Origin of the sequence: Ensifer sp. KUDG1 (assembly GCF_050434285.1) — a bacterium.
Lineage (GTDB): Bacteria > Pseudomonadota > Alphaproteobacteria > Rhizobiales > Rhizobiaceae > Ensifer.
In genome coordinates this window covers 239816-265427 of the sequence record NZ_JBNDIG010000001.1, presented here as the reverse complement: position 1 = coordinate 265427, position 25612 = coordinate 239816, and the positions used below count along the sequence as shown (strand labels likewise).

The following is a 25612-nucleotide window of genomic DNA, read 5'->3' as shown; positions in this document are numbered from 1 at the left end:
GCTGCTTCAAGAAAGCTTGGACGATCCGCTTCCAGCATCATGCGTGCCCGAGACGGCGAGAGCTGGGCATGCACAGTCTTGTCTGCCCTCGTCAGGCAGCCGCCTGCAGCCGCTCGCCGGCAATGCGATAGGAAATCGCCTCGGCGAGATGAATGCGGCCGACGGTTACTGCGCCATCGAGATCGGCGAGCGTGCGGGCGACCTTCAGCACACGGTGGTAGCCGCGGGCGGAGAACTTCATCTTTTCGGCAGCGTCCCTGAGAAGCTGCAGCCCGGCCGCATCGGGTGCCGCAATCTTCTCGATCAGCGAGGTCGATGCGCGAGCATTGCTGGTCAGCTCCGCATGGCCGAGGGCGGCAAAACGGTCGATCTGCATGGCGCGGGCGCGGGCGACGCGACGGGCGACGACCTCGCTGCTTTCGGCCGCTGCCGGCTTCAAGAGGTCGGCGGCACTGACGGCCGGCACGTCGATGCGGATATCGATGCGGTCCATCAGCGGGCCGGAGATACGCGCCTGGTAGTCGGACATACAGCGCGGGCCGCGGGCGCAGCTACGACCCGGCTCGCCGGCCATGCCGCAGCGGCAGGGGTTCATGGCGGCGACAAGTTGGATCGCGGCGGGATAGCTCACCCGGTGATTGGCGCGGGCGATGATGCATTCGGCCGTTTCGAGCGGCTGGCGCAGCGCATCGAGTACCTGCGGCGTGAATTCTGGGAACTCGTCAAGGAACAACACGCCGTGATGGGCGAGCGACGCCTCGCCGGGCTTGGCGCGAAGGCCGCCACCAACCATCGCGGCCATGGTGGCGGAATGGTGCGGCGTGCGAAACGGCCGCCGGTCCGAAAGCTTGCCGCCCGGCAGCTGCCCGGCGATCGAGTGGATCATCGAGACTTCGAGCAATTCGGCCGGATTGAGCGGCGGCAGGATCGACGGCAGGCGGGCGGCAAGCATCGACTTGCCCGATCCGGGCGGGCCGACCATCAAGAGATTGTGGTTGCCGGCAGCAGCCACCTCGAGCGCCCGCTTGGCGCTCTCCTGCCCCTTGATGTCGGCGAGATCGGGCAGGTTCGATGCGCCCGAGCGGATGGCGGCCTCAGGCCGCGAAAGCACCTGCGTGCCGCGGAAATGGTTGGCGATCGCGATCAGGCTGCGCGGCGCCAGGATATCGATCTCGGCGCCGGCCCAGGCCGCCTCGGGTCCGCTTTCGGCCGGGCAGATCAGCCCCTTGCCGAGCGCATTGGCGCCGATTGCCGCGGGAAGCGCTCCGGCAACGGCGGCAATGGTGCCATCGAGATTGAGTTCACCGATGACGACGTATGGCGCCAGTGCATCGCCGGGGATGGCGCCGAGGGCTGCCATCAGCCCGAGTGCGATGGCTAGGTCGAAATGGCTGCCTTCCTTCGGCAGGTCGGCGGGCGCGAGATTGACGGTCACCCGCTTGGCCGGCAGGGCGAGACCGGAGGCATGCAACGCGGCCTGCACCCGCTCGCGGCTTTCGGCGACGGCCTTGTCTGGCAGGCCGACGATCTGCATGCCGACCTTGCCCGGCGCGACCATCACCTGCACATCAACAGGCAGTCCCTCGATACCCTGAAATGCGACCGTGCTGACGCGCGCGACCATGCTTGCCCCCTCGCCCAGGCAGCCCGGCTATCGGGCGCCGCAACCGCCCAGGGTTGCAGGCAGAAGCCTTGCACGGATCGCGCACAAAAACAAGAACAATAACAGAACACTTGAAAGGCGTGGACGCACCGGCAAGGGGCCGTTCCAGAAAACGGCCGCGGGCAAAGACCCGCGGCACGCTTGTTCCACCGGTGGCAGGTTACAAGCTAGTGCCGATCAGGCGCGCTTGCGTTCGATCGCGTCCCAAAGCAGGCTCGCGACATCGGCGCCGCCGAACTTCTTGACTTCGCGGATGCCGGTCGGCGAGGTCACGTTGATCTCGGTCATGTAGTCGCCGATGACGTCGATGCCGACGAAGAGGAAGCCGCGCTTCTTGAGTGCCGGCGCGATGCGGGCGCAGATTTCCTTTTCGCGTGCCGTCAACTCCGTCGGCTCGGGGCGGCCGCCGGCATGCATGTTGGAGCGGGCGTCATGGTCCGCCGGAACGCGATTGATGGCGCCCACCGGCTCGCCGTCGACGAGCAGGATGCGCTTGTCGCCCTTGCGCACCGCCGGCAGGTATTCCTGGGCGATGAAGGGCTCGCGGAACATCTGCCCGAACATTTCCAGCAGCGACGACATGTTGCGGTCGTCGCGGGTCGAGTGGAAGACGCCTGCGCCGCCATTGCCGTAGAGCGGCTTCAGGATGATGTCGCCCATTTCCTGGCGGAAGCTTGCGATTTCGGCGGGATCGCGGGTGATCAGCGTCTTCGGCATCAGGTCGGCAAATTCGGTGACGAAGATCTTCTCCGGCGAGTTGCGCACCCAGGCCGGATCGTTGACGACGAGCGTCTTCGGATGCAGGCGCTCGAGCAGATGCGTCGAGGTGATGTAGGCCATGTCGAAGGGCGGGTCCTGACGGAGCAGGATGACGTCCATGGTCGAAAGATCGACACGCTCGGCTTCGCCAAGCGTGAAGTGGTCACCCTTGACGTCGCGCAGCGTCATCGGCTGCACGCTCGCATAGACCTTGCCGTCGCGCAGCGACAGCTTTTCGGGCGTGTAGTGGAAAAGGCGATAGCCGCGCGACTGTGCCTCGAGGCTCATGGCGAAGGTGGAATCCCCCGCAATGTTGATGCCTGACACATGGTCCATCTGGACCCCGACATTGACGATTTTCGCCATCTACCCATCCCTCATGGATCACGGACAGCCGTGATCGATTTCAAACCGCCTGAGCGAAAGAGGGCGAGAAAACCGTCGCCCCCTGCCGCACTGATAAAGCCCTCGACATGTAGAATGCGGGCGGGCCTTAGGCAAGGAGAGCCGGGCCTATTCGAAGCCTTCGACGACGCAGGTGATGAGATCGTGGTCCGAAAGCGGCCGGCCGGTTTCGTCGAGCGACGGGATGATGCGGGTCTCGCCAATTTTCAGACCGCGCGACAGGAACCAGTCGAGCTTCATCGCCCGTTCCGGCCAGCGGGTGATGAGGCTCGGCCGTGTGGTCATGATGTCGAGCGAGCCGCCGTGGCGGGTAAAGCCGCGTGAGGCACTGACGGCAAAGAGGCCTTCGGCCTCGAAGTCGCCGCCGGCATGGTTGCCGGTGTTGAGGTCACCGCCGATCAGCAGCGGCAGGCCCGGGAAGGCGTCATCGAGCGCGTCGATCAATTCCTTGACCTGGCGCTCGCGATAGACGGCGGTCGTTGCGCTTTCGAGATGGGTGGAGACGGCGACGAAGGGACCAGCCTCGGTCTCAATGACGGCGCCGATTGCCATACGTTCGCCAAGGCGCGGCTGCTCGCCATCGGTGAACCACAGGCGTTCACCCCAGAGGCGCAACATGAAGGGTCGACCGAGCGGCACGGATGCCATCAACGCATTGCCATGGAAACCCTTGGCGTTGAAATCGTCCTCGCAGAATTCGCGCTCGGTGTCGGAGCCGAGGCCAAGCTCGATAAACTCGATGCCATAGGCGTATTGCATGCCGAGCGTATCGGCGACTTCGGCGGTCGGATGAAGCTGGCCGGTGCGGGCCATGCCGTTGTCCATTTCCGAAAGCAGGACGACCGGCGCGCCCGTTTCAGCCAGATGTGCAGCACTTTCCGGCGCAAACAGGCAGCGCTCCAGGTTCCACGCAGCGACGGTGAACGGAAAAGCGAGCGGCGCGGCCGACGAAGGCGTACCGCCGACCTCGACGCTGTTCATCTCCGGCCGGGCAGCCATGGCGGCGTCATGGGCGGCGATGGTGCGAACGATCTCGGCAAAGCTGGCGCGGGTTTCAAGCGAGGGAACGGCAAGTTGCTCGACGGTTTCGAAAATCACGATGCGGTCTCCAGGCGAAGGGTCTGCGCCGGGGCTTCATTGGCAAACGACGTGCCGCGCTCCAGCCGCGTTCCGGTCTCGGGCGAGAAGAAGTGCAGGCGGTCGACCGCGATGGTCACCGCGAGATCGCCCGACAGCGGCGTTTCCGGAGACAGCGCGATAGTCAGCGCCTGGCCCTCGATGGCGCCATGCACGAGCCGCTGGGCGCCCAGTTCCTCGACATAGTCGACCTGAAACAGCATGGCGTCCTCGCCGACGCCCGCAAGCCGGAGATCCTCGGCGCGAAGGCCAACGGTGACGGCACCCTCCACCGGCGCGCGGGCGGCGAGGTCTATCCGGTAGAGGCCGATCTGTAGGCTACCGCCTTCGATGTGCCCCTTGATCAGGTTCATCGCCGGTGAGCCGATGAAACTCGCGACGAAGGTCGAGGCCGGACGGTGGTAGACGTCGAGCGGCCGGCCGATCTGCTCGATGCGGCCGCCGTTCAGGACTACCAGCCGGTCGGCAAGCGTCATCGCTTCGAGCTGGTCGTGGGTGACGTAGAGCGAGGTCGTGCCGAGACGCTTCTGCAGGCGCTTGATCTCGCCGCGCATCGACACGCGCAGCTTGGCATCGAGGTTGGAGAGCGGCTCGTCGAACAGGAAGGCCGCCGGCTTGCGCACGATGGCGCGGCCCATGGCGACGCGCTGGCGCTGGCCGCCCGAGAGCGCGCGGGGCTTGCGGGAGAGATACGGCTCGATCTCCAGCATGCGCGCGGCTTCGGCGACGCGGGCGTCGATCTCGGCCTTCGGCGTCTTGCGGTTCTTCAGACCGTAGGCGAGGTTGTCGTAGACGGTCATGTGCGGATAGAGCGCGTAGTTCTGGAAGACCATGGCGATGTCGCGCTCGGCCGGATCGACGTCGTTGATGACGCGCGAGCCGATCGTCACCGTGCCCTTGGATATCGTTTCAAGGCCGGCGACCATGCGCAAGAGCGTGGACTTGCCGCAGCCGGACGGGCCGACCAGCACGATGAATTCGCCGTCCTCGATGTCGATGGAGACGGATTTCACCGCCTCGACATTGCCGTGATAGATCTTCGAGACCTCGGCGATGGTAATGGCCGCCATGGCTGCCTCCGTAAATTTGTGTCGTTTCAGGAGCGGGCGGGATCTGTGCCCCGCCGCAGCTCCGCTTACTTGTCGCTTTCAGTCAGGCCCTTGATGAACCAGCGCTGGAAGATCACCACGATCATGACAGGCGGCAGCATGGCGAGGATCGCCAGCGCAAAGGCCTCGTTGTAGTCGGGGATGTTCGAGCCGACCCAGACGAGCAGGATCTGCTTGATGCCGCGCACCAGCGTGAAGAAGCCTTCGTCGGTCGTCATCAAGGTCGGCCAGAGATACTGGTTCCAGCCGTAGACGAACATGATGATGAAGATCGCCGCCATCATCGTGCGCGAGAGCGGCACCAGCACGTCGATGAAGAACTTGAAGGGTCCGGCGCCGTCGATGCGCGCGGCCTCCAGCAACTCGTCCGGCACCGACTTGAAAAACTGCCGGAAGTAGAAGGTGCCCGTCGCCGAGGCGAGAAGCGGCACGATCAGGCCGGTATAGGTGTTGGTCAGCTTCAACGTGTTCATCACTTCATAGGACGGCAGGATGCGCACTTCGAGCGGCAGGAGCAGCGTCGTGAAGATCACCCAGAAGAAGAAGGTCGCGAGCGGAAAGCGGAAATAGACCAGCGCATAGGCGGCCAGCATGGACAGCACGATCTTGCCGACGGCAAAGCCCAAGCCCAGGATCATCGAGTTCAGCATCATGTTGAAGCCGGTGATCTTGCCGGTGAAGCCGCCCTCACGGGTCAGCACCGTCTGATAGGTTTCGACGAAATGGCCGCCCCAGGTGAGGCTGAGGCCGTTGCGGTGAATATCGGCCGCCTCGTGGGTCGAGGTCATGAAGGCGACGACAACCGGCGCCACCATGATGAAGACGCCGAAGAGCAGGATGACGTGGTCGAAAATCTTGGTGCGATACATCGGCCCCACCTCAATTGTAGTGCACGCGCCGCTCGATGAAGCGGAACTGGAAAATGGTGAGCACGAAGACGATGAGCATCAGGATGACCGACTGGGCGGAGGAGCCGCCGAGGTCGTTGCCGCGGAAACCATCCATGTAGACCTTGTAGACAAGGGTGATCGGGTTGTTCGCCGCCTTGTCCTTCACCATCACGTCGATGACGCCGAAGGTGTCGAACAGCGCGTAGGTGACGTTGATGATCAGCAGGAAGAAGGCGGTCGGCGCCAGAAGCGGCAGGATGACGGTCCAGAAGCGGCGGAAGCCCGAGCGGCAGTCGATCGCCGCCGCCTCGCGCACCGAGACCGGAATGCCCTGGAGCCCCGAGAGGAAGAAGATGAAATTGTAGGGGATCTGTTTCCAGACCGAGACGACCACCATGGAAAAGGCGGTGTCGAAGTAATTCAGACCGACCTTGATGTCCCAGCCAAACCAGCGGGCGAGCTCGACGATCGGGCCGATATGCTGGTCGAAGAACATCATGCCGATCAGACCCGCAACCGGCGGGGCGATGGCGTAGACCCAGATGAGCAGCGTCTTGTAGGCGGCGTTGCCGCGGATGACGCCGTCGGCCTTGACGGCGAGCAGCAGGCCGATCGACAGCGCAAAGAACGTCACGAGCGCCGTGAAGACCGCGGTAAAGCGGGCGATGCCGAGATATTCGCCTGACTTCAGCGCGTCCGTATAGTTGGTCATGCCGACGAAGGTCGAGCCGAAGCCGAAGGGGTCTTCGAGATAGAAGGACGACTGGATCGCCTGAACCGAGGGCCAGTAGAAGAAGATGAAGATGATCGCGAGCTGCGGCGCGAGGAAGAGGTAAGGCAGGAACCGCGAGGAGAATTGCACACGCTTTGCAGCGCTTTCCCCTCCGCTATTCGACTGGCCACCGAAAAGCCGGAAGGCGCCGAAGCGACGCCTCCCGGTCTTTGCTCCGGTCCCTCCCCGCGCTGCGGGGAGGAGATCTGTCACGGTCGACATGGAGATCAGCCGGCCGTCTTGGCGAAGCGAGCGAGCAGCTCGTTGCCTTCCTTCTCGATCGTATCGAACGCGTCCTTGACGGTCGTTTCGCCCGAGAAGATGCGGCCGTATTCGCGTTCCATGATTTCGCGGATCTGCGGGTAGAAGCCGAGGCGGTAGCCCTTCGACCAGTCGCCCGCCGGCAGCATGAGCTGCTTGATGCCGACTTCGGCAACCGGCTTCTCCTTGTAGTAGCCGTCCTTCTGGGCAAGCTCGTAGGCTGCCTTGGTGATGGCGACGTAGCCGGTGGCCTTGTGGTAGAAGTACTGGATCTCAGGCGAGGTCAGGAACTGGAAGAAGTCGGCAACGCACTTGTTTTCCTCATCCGACTTGCCGGACATGGCAAACAGAGCAGCACCGCCGATGAAGGAGTTGGTGCCGGCGCCCTTGATCGAGCCCCAATAGGGCAGGAAGGTTGCCGAGAACGGCATCTGCGCCGTCTTCTGCAGGCCGCCGAAGGAGCCCGACGAACCGATCCAGAACGCGGCCTTGCCTTCTTCGAAGACCTTCTGGTTGTCATTCCAGCCGGCGCCGTAGAACGCGAAGTAGCCTTCGTCCTTCCAGGCCTTGAGCTTGTCGAACATCATCACGAGGTTCGGGTCGGTGACCTTCAGCTCGGTGTCGACGACGGCGTCGTAGCCGTTGTTGTTGGTGGCGAACTGGATGTTGTTGCGCGAGAAGAAGTTCTCGGTGAACTGCCAGGTCAGCTGCGACTGGACGAGCGGGATGTAGCCGGCCTCTTTCAGCTTCGGGGCGGCAGCTTCGAACTCTTCCCAGGTCTTCGGCGCTTCGACGCCGGCCTTCTTCAGCGCTTCGTCGTTGATGTACATGATCGGCGCCGACGAGTTGAACGGCATGCCGACGAACTTGCCTTCGCTGTCGGCGTAGAAGTAGCGCACACCGTCGATGAAGGCATTGCGGTCGAAGTCGTGGCCGGCCTTGATGATCAGGTCTTCAGCCGGGATGACCGCGCCCTTGGCGTTGATGATGGTGGCGGCACCGGCGTCGAAGACCTGCAGGATGTTCGGCTGTTCGCCCGAGCGGAAGGCGGCGATACCGGAAGCGAGCGCTTCCTCGTAGGTGCCCTTGGAAACCGGGGTCAGCGCGCAGGCGCTCTGGGCTTCGTTGAACTTCTTGGAAACTTCATTGATGACTTCGCCGTTGCGGCCGGCCATGCCGTGCCACCAGGTAATATTGGTCGCGGCAAGCGACGAGGTCGCGGAAAATGCAAGGGTAAGGGCTGCGAGCGTAAACTTCTTGAACATGACTAATCCTCTCCACCGGGTTGCGGATGGCAGTGGACTAGTGACCTTCAATGACAGGCCCGTAACGCTTTTATGTCGGAACGATTACAAATTCGAGAATATGTTCCAACGAGGGCACCCGCGGAACAACGCAATCATTTTCCTTCATTATGCGCCGATTCAGAACGCATCCGGCAGGTGCCGCGGCCAGCCCCAGGGCGTCACCGTGACGATGTCGTAACGTACGGAAAGCCTGTTGAAATCCGGCTGTTTCGCCAGCCAGAGATCGCTTGCGGCACGAATGCGCCTCTGTGCGGTCGCCGTTACGGCGAAGACGCCGTCTTCGGCCGAGCGGCGGGCCTTGACCTCGACGCAGGCGATGAGGTCGCCCCGCCTTGCAATGATGTCGATCTCGCCAAGTTTGGTGCGATGGCGCATGGCGACGATGCGGTAGCCCTTGAGCAGGAGACAAAGCGCGGCCCGGTATTCGGCAAGGTATCCTCGCCTCAGCGCCTTCAGCTTCCGCTTGTCGCCGCCATCAGTCGTCATGGCGCTCTTTCAGTTGCAGCAGCCGATCATAGAGTTCCTTGCGCGGCAGGCCCGTCTGGCGGGCGGCTTCGGTTGCCGCCTTGCCGGTGGGCATGTCGGCAACGAGGCTTTGCAGCAGCGCATCGACATCGGCCGCTTCCGGTTCGGGCGCGGCGTCAGGAGGGCCGATGACGAGCACGATCTCGCCCTTGACCGGCCCCGCCTCTTCATAATGAACGGCAAGCTCGCCAAGCGTGCCGCGGCGAAACTCCTCGAAGGTCTTGGTCAGTTCTCGGCAGACGGAGGCCCGCCTGCCCTCGCCCAGGACCTCGGCTGCCGCAGCGACGGTTGCAGCGATCCGGTGTGGCGATTCGAAGAACAGGATGGTTGCCGGCACGGCGGCGAGTTCCCTGAAGCGATCGCGCTTGGCCTTGTCCTTGGTCGGCAGGAAACCGGCAAAAAGGAAAGCATCGTTCGGCAGGCCCGAACCGACGAGGGCTGCCAGCGGCGCCGAGGCGCCGGGGATCGGCACGACGCGATGTCCGGCTTCGATCGCAAGCTGCCCCAAGCGATAGCCGGGGTCGGAGACCAGCGGCGTGCCGGCATCGGACACCAGCGCCACCGAACGCCCCTCCGCGAGCGCTGCCAGCAAGCGCGGCCCGACCTCGTCGGCATTGTGCTCGTGGTAGGCGTAGGGACGATTGACGATGCCGTAGCGGTCGAGCAGCACGCGTGTAACCCGCGTGTCCTCGCAGGCCAGCACATCGGCGCCGGCCAGCGTTTCCAGCGCCCGCAACGTGATATCGCCGAGATTGCCGATCGGGGTCGCCACCAGATAGAGCGCGGCATCGAGGGGGCGGGCCGGAACGCTCACATTGTGCAGCCGATAGCTGCGCTCCCTTTGTCCGCCTGCCGGTTCCGCTGTCTTCTGCTTTTCCACCTGTAACGTCCTGATCGTGCTGACCGATGTGTCTATCCGGCCTTTATGAGTGAGCCACCATGACAGAGCAAGGGCAAGACGGCGGGCCTACGTGCCGCATCTGGGGACAGAAGCCCTCAAACCCCTTGCTTTCCGGGCGCTCTTTCTGCCATTTTGCCGGTCCACATCTATCCGGTCGGTCGGCCGGGGCACTCGCAGTTGACGCTCAGGCGGACGTTTCGCCCGCCGGGCAATGGTTGAAAGCGGCATCCCATGCGCATTACTCTCGAGCGATCCAACCTCCTGAAATCGCTGAACCACGTGCACCGCGTGGTGGAGCGGCGAAACACGATCCCGATCCTCTCGAACGTGCTCCTGCGTTCCGACGGCGCCAGCCTCGAAATGAAGGCGACCGACCTCGACCTCGAAATCACCGAGGCGACACCGGCGCAGGTGGAACAGGCAGGCGCGACCACCGTGCCGGCGCACCTGCTCTACGACATCGTGCGCAAGCTGCCCGACGGTTCGGAAGTGCTGCTCGCCACCAACACCGAAGGCACGGCGATGACCGTCGCCTCGGGCCGCTCCAAGTTCTCGCTGCAGTGCCTGCCGCAATCCGACTTCCCGGACCTGACCGCCGGCAGCTTCTCGCACTCGTTCCGCCTCAAGGCGACCGACCTCAAGATGTTGATCGATCGCACCCAGTTCGCGATCTCGACCGAGGAAACCCGCTACTATCTCAACGGCATCTTCGTCCACACGGTTGAAAGCAAGGGTGAACTGAAGCTGCGCGCCGTCGCAACCGACGGCCACCGCCTGGCGCGCGCCGACGTCGAAGCGCCGTCGGGTTCCGAAGGCATGCCGGGCATCATCATCCCGCGCAAGACCGTCAGCGAATTGCAGAAGCTGCTCGACAACCCGGATCTCGTCGTCACCGTCGAAGTCTCCGACGCCAAGATCCGCCTGACGATGGGCTCGATCGTCATGACCTCGAAGCTGATCGACGGCACCTTCCCCGACTACCAGCGTGTCATCCCGGCCAACAACGACAAGGAACTGCGCGTCGATTGCCAGTCCTTCGCCCAGGCCGTCGACCGCGTATCGACGATCTCGTCGGAGCGTGGCCGCGCCGTCAAGCTGGCGCTGAACGAAGGCCAGATGACGCTGACGGTCAACAATCCGGATTCCGGCAGTGCTACGGAAGAACTGCCCGTCGGCTACGACCACGATCCGCTCGAAATTGGCTTCAACGCCAAGTACCTGCTCGACATCACGTCGCAGCTGACCGGCACCGATGCGATCTTCATGCTGGCAGACCCGGGCTCGCCGACGCTCGTCCGTGATCTGGCCGCTGAAGATGCGCTCTATGTGCTCATGCCGATGCGCGTGTAGCCGGGCCTGACGTGGCAGGAATTGCCAACCCGTCACGCCCGCGCGTGGCGGGTTTTTTGTTGGCCGCGGCATTTGCGGGCTGTTGATAAGCGAACGCTTTCAGGCGCAGACAGACTTGTTTTTGCCGCAGATGGGGACACATTATGTTGACGCCGCCGCCACCGGCTCGAATCACCGGGTGGGGAATTTTGCGCGGACGGCCTGTGCGAGGAGAGGACAGCGGTTTTGAGGGGTTCAATGAATTTGCGCGTGAAGGTGAAGGAACGGCTCGGACGGAAGTTCGACGAGGAGATTCGCTTTTTCAAGGGATGGATGAGCAACGCCAAGGCCGTCGGCGCGATCCTGCCGACCTCCTCCGTCACCGCGCGCCGAATGGCAAGCGTCATCAACCCGGCCTCGGGCCTACCGGTTCTTGAGCTCGGCCCCGGCACTGGCGTCATCACCAAGGCGATCCTGGAGCGTGGCCTTGAGCCGTCCAATCTCGTGTCGATCGAGTATTCGACCGATTTCTACAATCAGCTCAAGACCAACTTCAACGGCGTCAACTTCATCAACGGCGATGCTTTCGATCTGGAGCATACCCTTGGCGAACTCAATGGCCAGACCTTTGACAGCGTCGTCTCGGCGGTGCCGCTTCTGAACTTCCCGATGCACCGGCGCGTCGAACTGATCGACGATCTGCTGTCGCGCATTCCGGTCGGCCGGCCGGTCGTGCAGATTTCCTACGGACCTTTGTCGCCCGTCGTTGCCATGCCGGACCGCTACAGCATCCAGCATCTCGACTTCGTCGTGCGCAACATTCCGCCGGCGCAGCTCTGGGTCTATCGCCGGGCGCACTGACAGGATGTTCGGCGTCTACGTCACCCATCCGCAGGTCCAGATCGATCCTGATGTGCCCGTCCCGCAATGGGGCCTTTCCACGGTTGGCCGCGAACGCGCGGTCATCACCGCCGCGTTGCCCTGGGTGCGATCGCTCGGACGGATCGTTTCGAGCGACGAAACCAAGGCGATCGAGACCGCACAGCTGCTGGCCGATGCGGCCGGCGTGACGGTCGAGGTGCACCACGACATGGGCGAGAACGATCGCTCGGCTACCGGCTTCCTGCCGCCGCCGGAATTCGAGAAGGCGGCTGACTGGTTCTTCGCCAATCCCACCGAGAGCTTCAAGGGCTGGGAGCGGGCGATCGACGCCCAGGCCCGCATCTCGGATGCGGTCTTTCGGATCCTCGAGGACCACGACCCGAAGATCCCGATCGCCTTCGTGGGCCATGGCGGCGTCGGCACGCTTCTGAAATGCCGGCTCACCGGCGCGCCGATCTCGCGCGCCGCCGACCAGAAGGGTGGCGGCGGCGGCAATGTCTTTGCTTTCCGCCTTGCGGATCGAGCCGTCGCATGCGACTGGACCCCGATGGAACACTGGCAGGGGATTTAGACGATGACCGAAACCGCGCGCGACAGACTGATCGTTGGCCTCGACCTTCCGACGATTGCGGATGCCGAGAAGATCGTGTCGACGCTCGGAAACGACGTCTCCTTCTATAAGATCGGCTACCAGCTGGTCTTTGCCGGCGGCCTGGAATTCGCACGCGACCTGGCCAAGAGCGGCAAGAAGGTCTTCCTCGACATGAAGCTGCTCGACATCGACAACACGGTGGCCAAGGGCGTCGAGAACATCGCCAAGATGGGCATGTCGATGCTGACCCTGCACGCCTATCCGAAGGCGATGAAGGCAGCTGTCGAGGCCGCGAAGGGCTCCGACCTCTGCCTGCTCGGCGTCACCGTGCTCACCTCGATGGACGAGCAGGACGTGATCGATGCCGGCTACGAATACGACCCGCACACGCTGGTGCTGCGCCGGGCCGAACAGGCGCGCGCCGCCGGCATGGGCGGCATCGTCTGCTCGGCGGAAGAATCTTCGGCCGTGCGCAAGATCATCGGCCCCAACATGGCGCTCGTCACTCCCGGCATCCGCCCGGCCGGCGCGGACAAGGGCGACCAGAAGCGGGTGATGACGCCGTCCGAGGCGCTCAAGGCCGGATCCAGCCATCTCGTCGTCGCGCGCCCAATCGTCGCAGCCGCCGAGCCGCTTGTCGCTGCCCGCGCCATCCTCGCCGAAATGAACGGCGCGCTTGCCCGCTGATGCCGGGCGGCACCCCTCGGACCCGCGTGGCCGGCCGATCCGCTTGACCTCGGCCCAAATTTGCCGGAAGTAACACTCCCGTCAGCCTTTCGTGCTGCAAGACGAGGAGCTCAGTATGGCCAAGGGATACTGGATCGCACGGGTCGATGTCCGCGACCCCGAGCGCTACAAGGACTATGTGGCGGCCGCAAAGCCGGCCTTCGAGAAGTACGGCGCCAATTTTCTGGCGCGCGGCGGTGTGCATCACCGGCTGGAAGGTGGCGTTCGCGCCCGCAACGTGGTTATCGAATTTCCATCGCTGCAGGCGGCGATCGACTGTTATAACTCGCCCGAGTACCAGATTGCCGCCGCTATCCGCCAGGAAGTCGCCGACGCCGAGATGGTGGTCGTCGAAGGCGTCTGATCCCCACCGCCTCCAACCTTCAGCAGGCTCTGCACGCAGGCGTCGATTGGCCTTCACCTCTCGCGGCTGTTGGGCTATGTAGCAATCAATTCTTTCCGATCCGATCAGGAGTGCACATCCCATGACCTTGTCCAACCTTCCGCCGCTGGTGACGATTTTCGGCGGATCCGGGTTCGTCGGCCGTCATGTGGTGCGCGCGCTCGCCAAGCGCGGCTATCGCATCCGCGTCGCCGTTCGCCGTCCGGATCTTGCCGGCCATCTCCAGCCGCTCGGCAATGTCGGCCAGATCTCCTTCGTCCAGGCGAACCTGCGTTACCGTAAATCGGTCGACCGCGCGGTCGAAGGCTCCGATCACGTCATCAACTGCGTCGGCGTACTGTTCGAGAGCGGCCGCAACACCTTCGATGCGGTCCAGGATTTCGGCGCCCGTGCCGTGGCTGAAGCGGCCCGCGGCGTCGGCGCGACGCTGACCCACATCTCCGCCATCGGCGCCGACGCATCGTCCGCTTCGAACTATGCCCGCAGCAAGGGCCGCGCCGAGGCCGCTATCCTGGAAACGAAGCCCGACGCGATCATCCTGCGTCCGTCGGTCGTCTTCGGCCCCGAGGACGGCTTCTTCAACAAATTCGCCAACATGGCCCGCTTCTCGCCGGTCCTGCCGCTGGTCGGCGGCGGTGAGACGAAATTCCAGCCCGTCTACGTGACCGACGTCGCCGAAGCTGTGGCCCGCGCCGTCGATGGCAAGATCGCCAAGGGCAAGATCTACGAACTCGGTGGCCCTGACGTCTTGAGCTTCCGTGACTGTCTCGAGATCATGCTCAACACAATTGACCGCAAGCGCACGCTCGTCTCGCTGCCCTTCGGCGTTGCGTCCCTGATCGGCAGCGTTTCGTCGCTGATCCCCTTCGTCACGCCGCCGCTCACCGCCGACCAGGTGGTGTTGCTGAAATCCGACAATGTCGTCTCGGCAAAGGCCGTCTCGGAAGGCCGCACGCTTTCGGGCATCGGCATCGACCCGACGATGCTGGAACCGATCCTGCCGACCTACCTCGTGCGCTACCGTCCACAGGGCCAGTACACCCGCAGCGGCCGCGCCGCCTGATCGGCAGCGACCCAGTGATTTTTTGAACGGCCGTCGGAACCTCCGGCGGCCGTTTTCTGTTGTATTGCGGTAACAGCGTTGCAGTTCTGCCGCACTGGCAAAAGCGATTGGCATTTACCGCAAATTCAACATGTCCTGATATTGATCATGTCATATCCACCAACTAAACACCGCCTCGCGCCCCCGATCCCAAGGCATGACGGCGGGCGGCGGCATCATTCTCGAAAGGCATAGCGTCCATGGGCAAGTCGATCGCAATCTTTTTTGCGTGTGCGGCACTGATCATTCTGGCTGGCTCGTTCATGGCGCCGAACACGGTCGCCAGCAGCGGCAAGGATTGCGCGCCGGCCTATGGCGTCGATCCGTGCACCACGGCATCGATCGACCTTTCCGGCCACTAAGGGGCGGCGCCTCGACGAGGCATCAAAAAGTTATTGGCGGGGGCCAGTGGCCGCGTGCGTTTCTTCTTGAGACGCACGCGGCTTTGTTTATGGAGGCCGCTTTAGGCCAAAGAAAAAGGCGCGTCCGGAACGCGCCTTTTGTCATTCTGAGATCGTCGGTTCCGCTCAGCCAAGCAGCCACAGACCGATCAGGCCGGCGATCCCGACGACGATGCGCCAGATGGCGAAAGGCGTGAAGCCGCGCCGCGAGACGAAGTCGAGCAGCGAGCGCACGACGAAAATGCCGGCGACGAAGGCTGCGATGAAACCGACGGCAATCATGGTGAAATCGTCGAAGGACAGCGCGTCGCGGTTCTTGTAGAGGTCCAGCGTGAAGGCGCCGAGCATGGTCGGCATCGCCAGGAAGAACGAGAACTCGGCGGCGGAGCGCTTGTCGGTGCCCATCAGCAGCGCGCCGGCGATGGTCGCGCCGGAACGGGACGTACCGGGGATCATCGCCAGGCATTGGAACAGGCCGATCTTCAGCGCCAGCGACGGCGGATAGTCCATCACGTCGGTATAGCGCGGCTTCAGCGGCATCTGGTCGATCGCATAGAGGATGACGCCACCGACGATCAGCACGACGCAGATCAGGACAGGCGTCTCGAACAGCACCGTCTTGATGAAATCATGGGCGATGGCGCCGATGACGGCCGCCGGCAGGAAAGCGAGCAGCACTGACACGACGAAGCGGCGCGCCTTGATGCTTGTCGGCAGCGCCAGCGCGATCGACAGAAGCTTCTGGAAATAAACGAGCAGGATCGCCAGAATGGCGCCAAGCTGGATGAGAACGGCGAAGGTGTTGCCCGGCGACTTGAAGCCGAGAAAGTGGCCGGCGAGGAGAACATGCGCCGTCGACGAGACAGGGATAAACTCCGTCAGGCCCTCGATGAGCCCGAGGACGAGCGCGCTGATGATCGATTGATCCGCCATATATGAGATTTTCCTGACAAGTTTTGAAGTGGGGGGAAAAGGCTGATTCGCTTGTGTTTGCCACCACAAATTTCTATAGCTCTTTCTTATGAGCCGTGGCCAGACGCTTGCGCCGCCACGCTGATGCCCCCAGCAAAAAGCCTCTGAGAAACCAGATCATCGATGCCGACACTGTATCATCACCCAATGTCCTCCGCCTCACGGTTCGTTCGCCTGATCCTTTCGGAATACGGCTATCAGACGGAACTGACCGATGAGCAGCCCTGGGAAAATCGGCGCGACTTCCTGGCGTTGAACCCGGCCGGCACGCTACCGGTCTATGTTGACGATAGTATGAGGGCTCTCTGTGGGGCCACGATCATCTCGGAATATCTCGACGAGACGAACGGCATCATGAAGCGGGATCGCCGGCTGCTCGCGGAAGATCCGTTCCAGCGCGCCGAGATCCGCCGGCTGGTCGAGTGGTTCCTGCAGAAGATGGAAGCCGATGTGACCCGGCCGCTGGTGCGCGAGCGTATCTTCAAGCTGCAGATGACGCCGGACCAGGGCGGCGGCGCGCCCGACAGCAAGATCCTGCGCACGTCCCGCGCCAATATCCGCCAGCACATGAAATACCTTTCGTGGCTCGCGGGCACACGCACCTGGCTTGCCGGCGACCGCATTTCCTATGCGGATCTCGCCGCGGCCGCCACCGTGTCCGTGCTCGACTATCTTGGAGAAATCGACTGGTCGGACGCTCCAAGCGCCAAGGAATGGTACCAGCGGCTGAAGTCCCGCCCCTCCTTCCGCCCGCTGCTTGCCGAGCGCGTGCGCGGCGTGACCCCCGTTCCGCACTATGCGGATCTCGACTTCTGAGGCGAACAGCGTGCCCGGCATCGATGCCAAGGCAGACAGTGAGGAACGGCGCCGGCTGAAGCTGACGGCGTTCCTGAAGGCGGAAGCGGCAGACAAGGGCTTCGATCTCTGTCGCATCACCCGGCCCGATGCCATTCCGCAAGCCCCAAGCCGGCTCAGGGAATTCCTCGACGAGCGCTTCCACGGCACGATGGACTGGCTCGAGGAGACAGCCGCGCGCCGTTCCGATCCGCGCACGCTCTGGAGCGAGGTGCGCTCCGTCGTCATGTTCGCGATGAACTACGGACCGGACGACGATCCGCGCGGCATTCTCGAGCAGACCGACCGCGGCGCGATCTCGGTCTATGCCCAGAACCGCGACTATCACGACATCATCAAGGGCAAGCTGAAGGAAGTCGCGACCCGCTTTGCCGCCCGCGCCGGCGAGGACGTCAAGGTCTTCGTCGATACGGCCCCCGTGATGGAAAAGCCGCTGGCGGAGCAGGCCGGCCTCGGCTGGCAGGGCAAGCACACCAATCTCGTCAGCCGCGACTATGGCTCATGGCTGTTTCTCGGCAGCCTGTTCACCACGGCCGACCTTGCGTTCGACGAGCCGGAGCGCGACCATTGCGGCTCCTGCCGCGCCTGCCTCGACGCCTGTCCGACCGACGCCTTCCCGGCGCCCTACCGGATCGACGCGCGCCGTTGCATCTCTTACCTCACGATCGAGCACAAGGGGCCGATCGATCCCGAACTCCGACCGCTGATCGGCAACCGCATCTATGGCTGCGACGACTGTCTTGCCGCCTGCCCCTGGAACAAGTTCGCGCAGGCGGCCTCGGAAATGAAGCTCAGGGCACGCGACGACCTGAAGGCGCCGTCGCTCGAAACCCTGCTTGACCTCGATGACCCGAGCTTCCGCAGCCTGTTTTCAGGCTCGCCGGTCAAGCGCATCGGTCGAGACCGCTTCGTGCGGAACGTGCTGATCGCCGCCGGCAACTCCGGTAGCGAGGCGCTGGTGCCCGCAGTCAAGGCCCGCGTCAACGACCCCTCTGCCGTCGTGCGGGCGATGGCGGTCTGGGCGCTGTCACGATTGGTCGCGCCTGCGGCGCTTGCGGAATTTGCCGAACAATGCGAGCCAGAGACGGACGAAGACGTCCTCAACGAATGGCAGATCGCGGGAGTGAGCCGATGCATGTCCTGATCCTTGGCGCCGGTTACTCCGGTACGGCAATCGCAAAAGCGATGGCCCCGACGGCCACAAGCGTCATCGGCACCACCCGGACCGAGGAGAAGGCGACAAAGCTCGAAAAGGCCGGCATCCGCCCGGTCCTCTTCGACGGAGAGACGATCTCCGACGAACTCGCCGCCGCCCTTGGCAAGGCAACCCATTTGATCCAGTCGATCGCGCCCGGTCGCGACGGCGATCCCATGTTCCGCGCCACGAGCCTGGACCTCGCGCAGATCGCGCCGAACCTCAAATGGATCGGCTACCTCTCGACGGTCGGCGTCTATGGCGACCACGGCGGAGAATGGGTCACCGAGGACATGCTGCGCAAACCGGTCTCGGCCCGCTCTGTCGAGCGGGTGGAGGCGGAGGACGCCTGGATCGCCTTCGGCAAGAAGAAGGATATTCCCGTCGCGGTGCTGAGGCTCTCCGGCATCTACGGCCCCGGACGCAACGCCTTCTGCAATCTCGAAAACGGCACGGCGCGGCGGCTGGTCAAGCCCGGCCAGGTGTTCAATCGCATCCGCGTCGAGGATATCGGCGCGGCAGCCCTGTTCCTCGCCAACACTGCCACCAGCGGCGTTTTCAACATCACCGACAACGAGCCGGCACCGCCGCAGGACGTGGTCGCGGAAGCCGCCCGGCTGATGGGTGTCGAGCCGCCGCCGGAAACGCCCTTCGAGCAAGCCGAACTGTCACCGATGGCCCGCACCTTCTATGGCGAAAACAAGCGGGTTTCAAACGCCCGCATGCGCGCAACCGGTTTTGAGTTCGCGTTTCCGGATTATCGCGTCTCGCTTGCACAGCTCTGGCAGTCGGGCGCCTGGCGCGGACAGTGAAACGAAATATGGCGCCCGCCAGATAGCATAACCCGTAATGCTTATAGAACGTCGACAGTCAGTCCGTCAGTAATGGTCAGGGCTGGGCGAGCGCAATTGTGACATTCTTTGGATATTCGTTCGATACTTGGCTAATTTCATACAACCTGTGCGCTAGTAACGAATTTTCGACCATCCGGATTCCGGAAAATTGGTCCAATTCGAAATTTTTAATGATTTTTTTCGTTTACCGGCGAGTTCGGCCCGCGTGCGGAAGTTGGCAAGCGCTCAACCCCTGATTCCAAAGAACTTCCGGTCCAGGTTTAAACTATTTCAAACAATCTTCGTTTTTGAAATTTCGTCATTTTTTAATAAATCCTAATAGAGCGTAAATGGTTGAAGCACGTTTTTGCCATTTTTCGCCCCAATTAGCGGTTCCCAGAAGTTTTTAACCAAGTGTTTTGACCGAGGGGATCGCCAGTTTGACGCCAGCGAAGATCAAGACTGCTGCCGCTGCAGCGCTATTCACGGCCACTATCGGTCTCGTTTCCGTTTCCGATAGCCATGCGGCCGGTGCCGGCTGCGGCGGCGCATCCTGGTATGCGCTGAGCTCCAAGACCGCCTCCGGCGAGCGCATGAATGCCACTCACCTGACGGCCGCCCATCGCAGCCTGAAATTCGGCACCAAGGTGCAGGTCACCAACAAGCGCAACGGCAAGAGCGTGATCGTTCGCATCAACGATCGCGGCCCCTTCATCCGCGGTCGCGTCATGGATCTTTCCAAGGCTGCTGCTTCGCAGATCGGCATGGTTCGCTCCGGTACTGCCAGCGTCTGCTACCGCGTCGTCAACTCCTGATCTTGAAATACTGCTACCCGGCCTGCGTTCGGGTGGATCTACTTCGCTAAAGGCCGTTCTCGGCGGTTAATCTTCTCCGCCGTCTTGCTCTTCGATGCCATCGCCGTTACCACGGCGAAAAAGGAGTTGATCGAAGATGCGTTTGGGCGGCAGGCTCGCTGGAGCCATTGAGGTTCTTGAGGATATCGAAAAGCGGAAGCGCCCGGTCGCCGACGCGCTCAAGGATTGGGGCCTTGCCCACCGTTTCGCCGGATCCGGCGATCGCTCGGCGATCGGCAACATCGTCTACGACGCCCTTCGCATGAAGCTCTCCCACGCTTACCTCATGGACAGCGACAGCGCCTCGGCGCTCGGCCATGCTGTGATGTACCGCCAGTGGGGCTTTTCGCCAGAAAAGCTGGCCGCCGAACTCGATGGCGACAAGTTCGCGCCGGAGGCACCGGCCGAACAGCTTCAGGCCTTCAGGTCGCGCCGGATCGAAGACGCCCCGGCCCATGTGCAGGGCGACATCCCCGAATGGGTGCAGGCCTCCTTTGAAGAAAACTTCTCCGACGACTGGCTGGAAGAAGCCAAGGCGCTCGCCGGCCGGCCGACGCTGGACCTGCGCGCCAACACGCTGAAGGCCTCGCGCGCCAAGGTGCTGAAGGCACTGGAGCGCAGCGGCGCCGAGGCAGCAACGATCGCCCGCAACGGCATCCGCATTCCCGCCGGCGAAGGCGCCTCGCGCCTGCCGAACGTGACCGCCGAGCTCTCCTTCCAGAAGGGCTGGTTCGAGGTCCAGGACGAGGGATCGCAGATCGTCGCCGACCTCGCCTATCCGCAGGAAGGCGAACAGGTGCTCGACTATTGCGCCGGCGGCGGTGGCAAGACGCTCGCCATGTCGGCGGCAATGAACAACAAGGGCCAGGTCCACGCCTACGACACCGACCGCAAGCGGCTCGCCCCGATCATCGAGCGGCTGAAGCGCGCCGGGACCCGCAATGTCCAGGTGCATGAATCGACCGAAAGCCTCGCGCCGCTGGCCGGCCGTTTCGATCGCGTGCTGGTCGATGCGCCCTGCACCGGAACCGGCACCTGGCGCCGTCGCCCCGATACCAAGTGGCGGCTGAACCAGAAGAACCTCGAAGAGCGCATCTCCCAGCAGGAAGAAGCGCTGGCAAGCGCGGCGCAGTTCGTCCGCCCCGGCGGCCACCTGATCTACGTCACCTGCTCGGTTCTGCCTGAGGAAAACGAGGCGCAGGTCTACGGCTTCTGCGAGGACAATCCGGAATTCGAGATCCTGTCGGCCGCCGACATCTGGGCGACGCTGTTTGGCACCGACAAGCCGCAGCCCTGGTCTGCGGACATGAAGACGGTGACGCTGACACCCGCTTCCACCGGCACGGACGGCTTCTTCTTCTGCCTGATGCAACGCAAGGGTTAAGGCCGTTTGACGATCGTCAAAAGGCGCGTATCAGATTGAAAGCGTTCTAAACTATACACTTTGACACAAGTTTGCTTTTGGTTCATGAGAAGCGGGCTCGGCGGGGCCTTTCTCATGGCCTGACGGCTGAACGACGCCATGTTTTGCGGCGCGTTCGACTGCGCCGGGGGACGCAACAGGAGAGGGTCATGACCAAGAAATTTTTCCGCGGCGCCGCGCTGGCGCTGATGACGGCGACCTCGGCGATGGCCCTGCAGCCGGCCCATGCCGCGACCGATGCCGCCGCCGTGGTGAAGCACTACACCGCCGTCGCTCACGCCAAGTTCGAAGATGCGCTGACGACCGCAGAAGCGCTCGACAAGGCGGTCGACGCGCTGATCGCGACGCCGAGCGAAGAAACGCTGAAGGCCGCGCGCGACGCCTGGAAGAAGGCCCGCAACCCCTACCAGGAAACCGAAGTCTACCGTTTCGGCAACGCGATCGTTGACGAGTGGGAAGGCAAGGTCAACGCCTGGCCGCTCGACGAAGGCCTGATCGACTATGTCGATCCGAGCTACGGCACCGAGAGCGACGAGAACGCGCTGTTCACCGCCAATGTCATCGCCAACAAGACGATCAAGATCGACGGCAAGGACGTCGACGCCTCCAACATCACGCCGGAATTCCTGGCGGGCACGCTGCAGGAAGCCGGCGGCATCGAGGCGAACGTCGCGACCGGCTACCACGCGATCGAATTCCTCCTCTGGGGCCAGGACCTGAACGGCACCAAGGCCGGCGCCGGCAACCGCCCGTACACGGATTACGACACCAAGGCGTGCACCGGCGGCAATTGCGACCGCCGCGCCGCCTACCTGAAGGCCGCGACCGAGCTGCTCGTTTCCGACCTCAAGGAGATGGTCGCCAACTGGACTCCGGATGGTGCCGCGACCAAGGCGGTCGAGGCCGACCCGAAGGCTGGCCTCGTCGCCATCCTCACCGGCATGGGCTCGCTCTCCTATGGGGAACTCGCCGGCGAACGCATGAAGCTCGGCCTCTTGCTGCACGATCCGGAAGAAGAGCATGACTGCTTCTCCGACAACACGCACAACTCGCACCTGCACGATGCGATCGGCATCCAGTCGGCCTATACGGGCGAATACACGCGCGTCGACGGCACGAAGATGACCGGCCCGTCGCTCTCCGAACTCGTCGCGGCCAAGGATGCCGCGCTCGACAAGGAGATGGCGGGCAACCTCGCCACCACAGTCGAGAAGATGCAGGCGATGGCCAAGCGCGCGGAAACGACCGAGGCCTACGACCAGATGATCGGCGAAGGCAATGCCGAGGGCAACGCCACCATTCAGGCGGCGATCGACGGCCTGATCGCCCAGGCAAAGACCGTACAGCGCGTCATTGCGTCGCTGGATCTCGGCACCGTCGAGCTTGAAGGTTCCGACAGCCTGGATAATCCTAACGCCGTCTTCCAATAAGCTGAAAAGGCGGGCCGCATCGACAAAGATGCGGCCCGATCCTCCTGAGATGAAACTCGGCGCTTCCCGCCTTTACGCGCTTCTTCTCATGCAAGCGCTTTCCACGGCCCTGCCCGCCTTCGCCGGCGGTGGCCTTTTGACCGAACGCTCCGATCTCGACGACAAGGACCGCCAGCGCGTGCAGGCGGTGACCCAGCCTGCGACCGATTTCTCCAAGGCGGAAACCTTCGAGGCTATGTCCGGGGGTGCCGCGACCTCGATCGCGCCCGTCAATGCCGACAGTTTTTCGCAGTTTTCGGCCAACCTCACCTTCCAAGAGGAAGAGGGCTTCAAGCTCGGCAACGCGCTCTTTCGCAAGCTTTGGGTTTCCTCCCCCTCCTCCACCCAGGCCTCCGACGGGCTCGGCCCGCTCTACAACGCCCGCGCCTGCCAGAGCTGTCACCTGAAGGACGGGCGCGGCCGGCCGCCGGAGGGTGCCGTCGATACGACCTCGATGTTCTTCCGCCTGGCGCGGCCGCCCCGCGACGACGAGGAGCGCCGGATGATCGCGGCGCACGAGGTGGTGAACTTCGGCGACCCTGTTTATGGCGCCCAGCTTCAGGATAGCGCCGTGCCCGGCCTTGCCGCCGAAGGCCATCTGAAGGTCAGCTACACCGAAGAGCCCTTCACCTTTCCTGACGGCGAAGCCGCGTCTTTGCGCCGGCCCAGCTATTCCGTCGCCGACCTTGCCTACGGACCGCTCGATCCAGCAACGACGCTCTCGCCGCGCGTGGCGCAGCCGATGATCGGCCTCGGCCTGATCGAGGCGATCCATGAGGCGGACATCCTGGCGAACGCCGACCCCGACGATAGGGATGGTGACGGCATCAGCGGCCGACCGGCGCTGACGCGGGATGCCAAGACCGGCAAGCTGATGCTCGGCCGCTTCGGCTGGAAGGCGCAGAACGCCACCGTGCGGCAGCAGAGCGCCGATGCCTTCGCCACCGATATCGGCATCTCGTCTCCCGACGCCGACCGGCCGCACGGCGATTGCACCGCAGCCCAGAAAGAATGCCTGACCATGTCGACCGGCGAGCAGGCGCGCCTCGGCCCCACAGAGGCGCCCGACCCGGTGCTCAACCTCGTGACCTTCTACTCGGAGAACCTTGCCGTGCCGGCGCGGCGCAAGGCGAGCTTTGCCGAAACGCTCCGCGGCAAGAAGGTCTTCTACGATCTCGGCTGCACCAGTTGCCACACGCCAAAATTCGTCACGCGCCGCGATGCGGTGGGCAAGGCGCAGTCCTTCCAGCTGATCTGGCCCTATTCCGATTTCCTGCTGCACGACATGGGCGAGGGTCTCGCCGACGGACAGCAGGTGGGTGTGGCTACCGGCAGCGAGTGGCGCACGCCGCCGCTTTGGGGCATCGGCTTGACGAAGACCGTCAGTGGGCACACTTTCCTGCTGCACGACGGACGCGCCCGCAATTTCACCGAAGCGATCCTGTGGCACGGCGGCGAAGGGCAGAAGGCCCGTGATGCCTTTGCCGCCCTTGCCGCAGGCGATCGCCGCGATCTCCTTGCCTTCCTGGAGTCACTCTGATGCCCCGCACGCATACGCTTACTCTCGCTTTTGCCCTGACCCTGACGGCCGTTTTCCCCGCAGTGGCCCAGGAAGGAAGCGCGCTCTCGCCGCGCGTCGTCAACGAGGCGGCCGTGCCTACGGTCATGGCCAAGGCCGTCGACGACTTCATCATCCCCGGCTACCGCAACCTCACGGAAAAGACCGCCGCCGCTACAAAGGCCACGGCCAAGCTCTGCGCGGCGCCGTCGCAGGCGACGGTCGATGGCGCTCGCACTGCGTTTTCCGAGGTGGTCGGCGCCTGGTCGGGGATCGAGGTGGTGAGGCTTGGTCCGGCGCTTGAGCAGAACCGGTTCGAGCGGTTCCTGTTCTACCCCGACCGCAAGAGCACGGGCTTGAAGCAGGTGCAGGCGATCGTCTCGAAGAAGGACGAAAGCGCTGCGGACGAAGCCAAGCTCAAGGGCAAGAGCGTTGCGGCGCAAGGCCTCGGCGCGCTCGAATACGTGCTCTACGGCACGGGCGCCGAGGCGCTTCTGAGCAAGGACGGCGATTTCCGCTGCCGCTACGGCCTGGCGATCACCAAGAACCTCGACACCATCGCCAACGAGTTCCTGGCCGCGTGGCAAAAGCCCGACGGCATTCAGTCGGCCTGGAAACATCCGGGGCCTGACAATCCTGAGTTCCGCGACAACCGCGAGGCGGCAACCGAGCTGCTCGGCATTCTCGTCCATGGCGTCGAGACGGTGAAGGACCAGCGGCTGAAACCGTTCTACGAGGGCAAGGACGACAAGGGACATCCGAAGCTCGCGATCTACTGGCGCTCCGGCAACACCATGCCGTCGATCGCCGCGAACGTTCGGGGGCTGAAGACCCTGTTCGACGTGGCCGACATGCAGAGCCTGCTACCGGAAGACAGCCGTTCGGTCGCGGGTTCGGCCGACTTCGTCTTCAAGTCGGTGATCAGCATGGCCGGCAATGTCGACGGGCCGATCGACGCGGCGCTGGCCGACGAAGGCAAACGCGGCAAGCTCGCCTTCCTGTCGCTCAACGTCAACGACCTGCTCAACCGCCTGAACAACGATTTCGGCGGCGCGATCGGGCTTGGCGCCGGCTTCTCCTTTGCCGACGGCGACTGAGGAAAATGCGTGCGGTTTTCCGCCCGCATCCCGTTCAAACCCAGAGTGTTGACAATCACGGCTTTTGGGCGCAAAGCCCTTCCCGTGTCCGCTCTCGCGGGCACGTTTCACCACAAGGACCAACTCCCAATGAACCCCGACAGTCGAAGTCGAGCCTTCACGCTCACGGCCGTCCGGTCCTGATTGATCAGG

The 25612-nt window shown here is 63.5% G+C and carries 25 protein-coding genes; 15 read left to right on the top strand and 10 right to left on the bottom strand.

Translation table 11 applies throughout. The annotated features are described in order from the left end of the window. Window positions 1-91: 91 nt before the first annotated feature. From M2267_RS01415 to rsmI, 9 genes are all read right to left on the bottom strand, one after another. On the bottom strand, window positions 92-1624 hold the full coding sequence (locus M2267_RS01415) for a YifB family Mg chelatase-like AAA ATPase (protein ID WP_429112057.1): 1533 nt from the start codon (window positions 1622-1624) through the stop codon (window positions 92-94). 216 nt (window positions 1625-1840) lie between these two features. Further along, a complete protein-coding gene (gene gshB / locus M2267_RS01410; RefSeq protein ID WP_429112056.1) occupies window positions 1841-2788 on the bottom strand; it encodes a glutathione synthase in 948 nt (315 codons plus the stop codon). Between the two features lie 147 nt (window positions 2789-2935). Then, window positions 2936-3925: an endonuclease/exonuclease/phosphatase family protein gene (locus M2267_RS01405; protein ID WP_429112054.1), complete on the bottom strand. Its 990-nt coding sequence runs from the start codon at window positions 3923-3925 to the stop codon at window positions 2936-2938. Further along, the gene (locus tag M2267_RS01400; RefSeq protein WP_429112052.1) at window positions 3922-5034 is read right to left on the bottom strand and encodes a sn-glycerol-3-phosphate import ATP-binding protein UgpC; all 1113 of its coding nucleotides are present in this window, start codon (window positions 5032-5034) and stop codon (window positions 3922-3924) included. The genes M2267_RS01405 and M2267_RS01400 overlap by 4 nt, the downstream gene beginning before the upstream one ends. Window positions 5035-5099: 65 nt before the next feature. Next, a complete protein-coding gene (gene ugpE, locus M2267_RS01395; RefSeq protein ID WP_065775942.1) occupies window positions 5100-5942 on the bottom strand; it encodes a sn-glycerol-3-phosphate ABC transporter permease UgpE in 843 nt (280 codons plus the stop codon). 10 nt (window positions 5943-5952) lie between these two features. Further along, window positions 5953-6957: an ABC transporter permease subunit gene (locus tag M2267_RS01390; RefSeq protein ID WP_429112050.1), complete on the bottom strand. Its 1005-nt coding sequence runs from the start codon at window positions 6955-6957 to the stop codon at window positions 5953-5955. 5 nt (window positions 6958-6962) lie between these two features. Next, the gene (locus M2267_RS01385) at window positions 6963-8261 is read right to left on the bottom strand and encodes an extracellular solute-binding protein (RefSeq protein ID WP_429112049.1); all 1299 of its coding nucleotides are present in this window, start codon (window positions 8259-8261) and stop codon (window positions 6963-6965) included. Window positions 8262-8420: 159 nt separating this feature from the next. After that, window positions 8421-8789: a YraN family protein gene (locus M2267_RS01380; RefSeq protein WP_429112047.1), complete on the bottom strand. Its 369-nt coding sequence runs from the start codon at window positions 8787-8789 to the stop codon at window positions 8421-8423. Then, entirely contained in the window at window positions 8779-9708 is a 930-nt protein-coding gene (gene rsmI / locus M2267_RS01375) for a 16S rRNA (cytidine(1402)-2'-O)-methyltransferase (protein ID WP_429112045.1), read from the bottom strand. Before rsmI ends, M2267_RS01380 begins: the two co-directional genes overlap by 11 nt. A gap of 252 nt (window positions 9709-9960) precedes the next feature. Between rsmI and dnaN the strand changes: the two genes are divergently transcribed. The 7 genes from dnaN (at window position 9961) to M2267_RS01340 (ending at window position 15125) form a co-directional block, all read left to right on the top strand. Continuing rightward, window positions 9961-11079 carry a DNA polymerase III subunit beta gene (dnaN, locus tag M2267_RS01370; protein WP_429112044.1) on the top strand — a complete coding sequence of 373 codons (1119 nt, stop codon included), beginning with the start codon at window positions 9961-9963 and terminating at the stop codon, window positions 11077-11079. 237 nt (window positions 11080-11316) lie between these two features. Continuing rightward, window positions 11317-11919, top strand: coding sequence for a phospholipid N-methyltransferase PmtA (gene pmtA, locus M2267_RS01365; RefSeq protein WP_082005986.1), 603 nt, complete (start codon window positions 11317-11319; stop codon window positions 11917-11919). A 4-nt stretch (window positions 11920-11923) separates the two neighbouring features. Continuing rightward, window positions 11924-12511, top strand: a complete 588-nt coding sequence (locus M2267_RS01360; protein WP_429112043.1) for a histidine phosphatase family protein — start codon at window positions 11924-11926, stop codon at window positions 12509-12511. A 3-nt stretch (window positions 12512-12514) separates the two neighbouring features. Beyond that, window positions 12515-13219, top strand: a complete 705-nt coding sequence (gene pyrF, locus M2267_RS01355; protein WP_429112042.1) for an orotidine-5'-phosphate decarboxylase — start codon at window positions 12515-12517, stop codon at window positions 13217-13219. Between the two features lie 115 nt (window positions 13220-13334). Continuing rightward, the gene (locus M2267_RS01350) at window positions 13335-13622 is read left to right on the top strand and encodes a DUF1330 domain-containing protein (RefSeq protein ID WP_043615443.1); all 288 of its coding nucleotides are present in this window, start codon (window positions 13335-13337) and stop codon (window positions 13620-13622) included. Between the two features lie 121 nt (window positions 13623-13743). Beyond that, entirely contained in the window at window positions 13744-14724 is a 981-nt protein-coding gene (locus M2267_RS01345; protein WP_429112040.1) for a complex I NDUFA9 subunit family protein, read from the top strand. Between the two features lie 239 nt (window positions 14725-14963). Continuing rightward, the gene (locus tag M2267_RS01340; protein WP_034804494.1) at window positions 14964-15125 is read left to right on the top strand and encodes a hypothetical protein; all 162 of its coding nucleotides are present in this window, start codon (window positions 14964-14966) and stop codon (window positions 15123-15125) included. 165 nt (window positions 15126-15290) lie between these two features. Here M2267_RS01340 and M2267_RS01335 read toward each other — a convergent pair whose 3' ends face one another. Continuing rightward, window positions 15291-16097, bottom strand: coding sequence for an undecaprenyl-diphosphate phosphatase (locus M2267_RS01335; protein WP_429112039.1), 807 nt, complete (start codon window positions 16095-16097; stop codon window positions 15291-15293). A 162-nt stretch (window positions 16098-16259) separates the two neighbouring features. Here M2267_RS01335 and M2267_RS01330 point away from each other — a divergent pair, with 162 nt between their 5' ends. The 8 genes from M2267_RS01330 to M2267_RS01295 all read left to right on the top strand — a co-directional run bounded on the left by M2267_RS01330 (window position 16260) and on the right by M2267_RS01295 (window position 25420). After that, window positions 16260-16952 carry a glutathione S-transferase family protein gene (locus tag M2267_RS01330; RefSeq protein ID WP_043615432.1) on the top strand — a complete coding sequence of 231 codons (693 nt, stop codon included), beginning with the start codon at window positions 16260-16262 and terminating at the stop codon, window positions 16950-16952. Next, window positions 16933-18135, top strand: a complete 1203-nt coding sequence (gene queG / locus M2267_RS01325) for a tRNA epoxyqueuosine(34) reductase QueG (protein ID WP_429112037.1) — start codon at window positions 16933-16935, stop codon at window positions 18133-18135. Before M2267_RS01330 ends, queG begins: the two co-directional genes overlap by 20 nt. Further along, the gene (locus tag M2267_RS01320; RefSeq protein ID WP_429112035.1) at window positions 18123-18998 is read left to right on the top strand and encodes an SDR family oxidoreductase; all 876 of its coding nucleotides are present in this window, start codon (window positions 18123-18125) and stop codon (window positions 18996-18998) included. The genes queG and M2267_RS01320 overlap by 13 nt, the downstream gene beginning before the upstream one ends. Before the next feature lie 461 nt (window positions 18999-19459). After that, window positions 19460-19834 carry a septal ring lytic transglycosylase RlpA family protein gene (locus M2267_RS01315; RefSeq protein WP_043615424.1) on the top strand — a complete coding sequence of 125 codons (375 nt, stop codon included), beginning with the start codon at window positions 19460-19462 and terminating at the stop codon, window positions 19832-19834. A 136-nt stretch (window positions 19835-19970) separates the two neighbouring features. Then, a complete protein-coding gene (locus M2267_RS01310; RefSeq protein WP_043615420.1) occupies window positions 19971-21257 on the top strand; it encodes an RsmB/NOP family class I SAM-dependent RNA methyltransferase in 1287 nt (428 codons plus the stop codon). A 188-nt stretch (window positions 21258-21445) separates the two neighbouring features. Beyond that, window positions 21446-22726, top strand: a complete 1281-nt coding sequence (locus tag M2267_RS01305) for an imelysin family protein (RefSeq protein ID WP_043615417.1) — start codon at window positions 21446-21448, stop codon at window positions 22724-22726. An 88-nt stretch (window positions 22727-22814) separates the two neighbouring features. Further along, window positions 22815-24305 (top strand): di-heme oxidoredictase family protein, encoded by a 1491-nt coding sequence (locus M2267_RS01300; RefSeq protein WP_429112032.1) that lies wholly within the window; start codon window positions 22815-22817, stop codon window positions 24303-24305. Then, entirely contained in the window at window positions 24305-25420 is a 1116-nt protein-coding gene (locus M2267_RS01295) for an imelysin family protein (protein ID WP_429112031.1), read from the top strand. The genes M2267_RS01300 and M2267_RS01295 overlap by 1 nt, the downstream gene beginning before the upstream one ends. Window positions 25421-25612 lie beyond the last annotated feature (192 nt).

What these genes read in the sequence shown, in the direction of transcription:
- M2267_RS01380 (WP_429112047.1), bottom strand. Translation starts at nt 8,789, where the DNA reads ATGACGACTGATGGCGGCGACAAGCGGAAGCTGAAGGCGCTGAGGCGA.
- M2267_RS01400 (WP_429112052.1), bottom strand. Translation starts at nt 5,034, where the DNA reads ATGGCGGCCATTACCATCGCCGAGGTCTCGAAGATCTATCACGGCAAT.
- M2267_RS01415 (WP_429112057.1), bottom strand. Translation starts at nt 1,624, where the DNA reads ATGGTCGCGCGCGTCAGCACGGTCGCATTTCAGGGTATCGAGGGACTG.
- pyrF (WP_429112042.1), top strand. Translation starts at nt 12,515, where the DNA reads ATGACCGAAACCGCGCGCGACAGACTGATCGTTGGCCTCGACCTTCCG.
- M2267_RS01345 (WP_429112040.1), top strand. Translation starts at nt 13,744, where the DNA reads ATGACCTTGTCCAACCTTCCGCCGCTGGTGACGATTTTCGGCGGATCC.
- M2267_RS01385 (WP_429112049.1), bottom strand. Translation starts at nt 8,261, where the DNA reads ATGTTCAAGAAGTTTACGCTCGCAGCCCTTACCCTTGCATTTTCCGCG.
- M2267_RS01305 (WP_043615417.1), top strand. Translation starts at nt 21,446, where the DNA reads ATGACCAAGAAATTTTTCCGCGGCGCCGCGCTGGCGCTGATGACGGCG.
- queG (WP_429112037.1), top strand. Translation starts at nt 16,933, where the DNA reads ATGCGGATCTCGACTTCTGAGGCGAACAGCGTGCCCGGCATCGATGCC.
- M2267_RS01330 (WP_043615432.1), top strand. Translation starts at nt 16,260, where the DNA reads ATGCCGACACTGTATCATCACCCAATGTCCTCCGCCTCACGGTTCGTT.
- M2267_RS01360 (WP_429112043.1), top strand. Translation starts at nt 11,924, where the DNA reads ATGTTCGGCGTCTACGTCACCCATCCGCAGGTCCAGATCGATCCTGAT.
- M2267_RS01320 (WP_429112035.1), top strand. Translation starts at nt 18,123, where the DNA reads ATGCATGTCCTGATCCTTGGCGCCGGTTACTCCGGTACGGCAATCGCA.
- M2267_RS01350 (WP_043615443.1), top strand. Translation starts at nt 13,335, where the DNA reads ATGGCCAAGGGATACTGGATCGCACGGGTCGATGTCCGCGACCCCGAG.
- pmtA (WP_082005986.1), top strand. Translation starts at nt 11,317, where the DNA reads ATGAATTTGCGCGTGAAGGTGAAGGAACGGCTCGGACGGAAGTTCGAC.
- dnaN (WP_429112044.1), top strand. Translation starts at nt 9,961, where the DNA reads ATGCGCATTACTCTCGAGCGATCCAACCTCCTGAAATCGCTGAACCAC.
- M2267_RS01340 (WP_034804494.1), top strand. Translation starts at nt 14,964, where the DNA reads ATGGGCAAGTCGATCGCAATCTTTTTTGCGTGTGCGGCACTGATCATT.
- M2267_RS01335 (WP_429112039.1), bottom strand. Translation starts at nt 16,097, where the DNA reads ATGGCGGATCAATCGATCATCAGCGCGCTCGTCCTCGGGCTCATCGAG.
- M2267_RS01310 (WP_043615420.1), top strand. Translation starts at nt 19,971, where the DNA reads ATGCGTTTGGGCGGCAGGCTCGCTGGAGCCATTGAGGTTCTTGAGGAT.
- M2267_RS01295 (WP_429112031.1), top strand. Translation starts at nt 24,305, where the DNA reads ATGCCCCGCACGCATACGCTTACTCTCGCTTTTGCCCTGACCCTGACG.
- ugpE (WP_065775942.1), bottom strand. Translation starts at nt 5,942, where the DNA reads ATGTATCGCACCAAGATTTTCGACCACGTCATCCTGCTCTTCGGCGTC.
- M2267_RS01390 (WP_429112050.1), bottom strand. Translation starts at nt 6,957, where the DNA reads ATGTCGACCGTGACAGATCTCCTCCCCGCAGCGCGGGGAGGGACCGGA.
- gshB (WP_429112056.1), bottom strand. Translation starts at nt 2,788, where the DNA reads ATGGCGAAAATCGTCAATGTCGGGGTCCAGATGGACCATGTGTCAGGC.
- M2267_RS01300 (WP_429112032.1), top strand. Translation starts at nt 22,815, where the DNA reads ATGCAAGCGCTTTCCACGGCCCTGCCCGCCTTCGCCGGCGGTGGCCTT.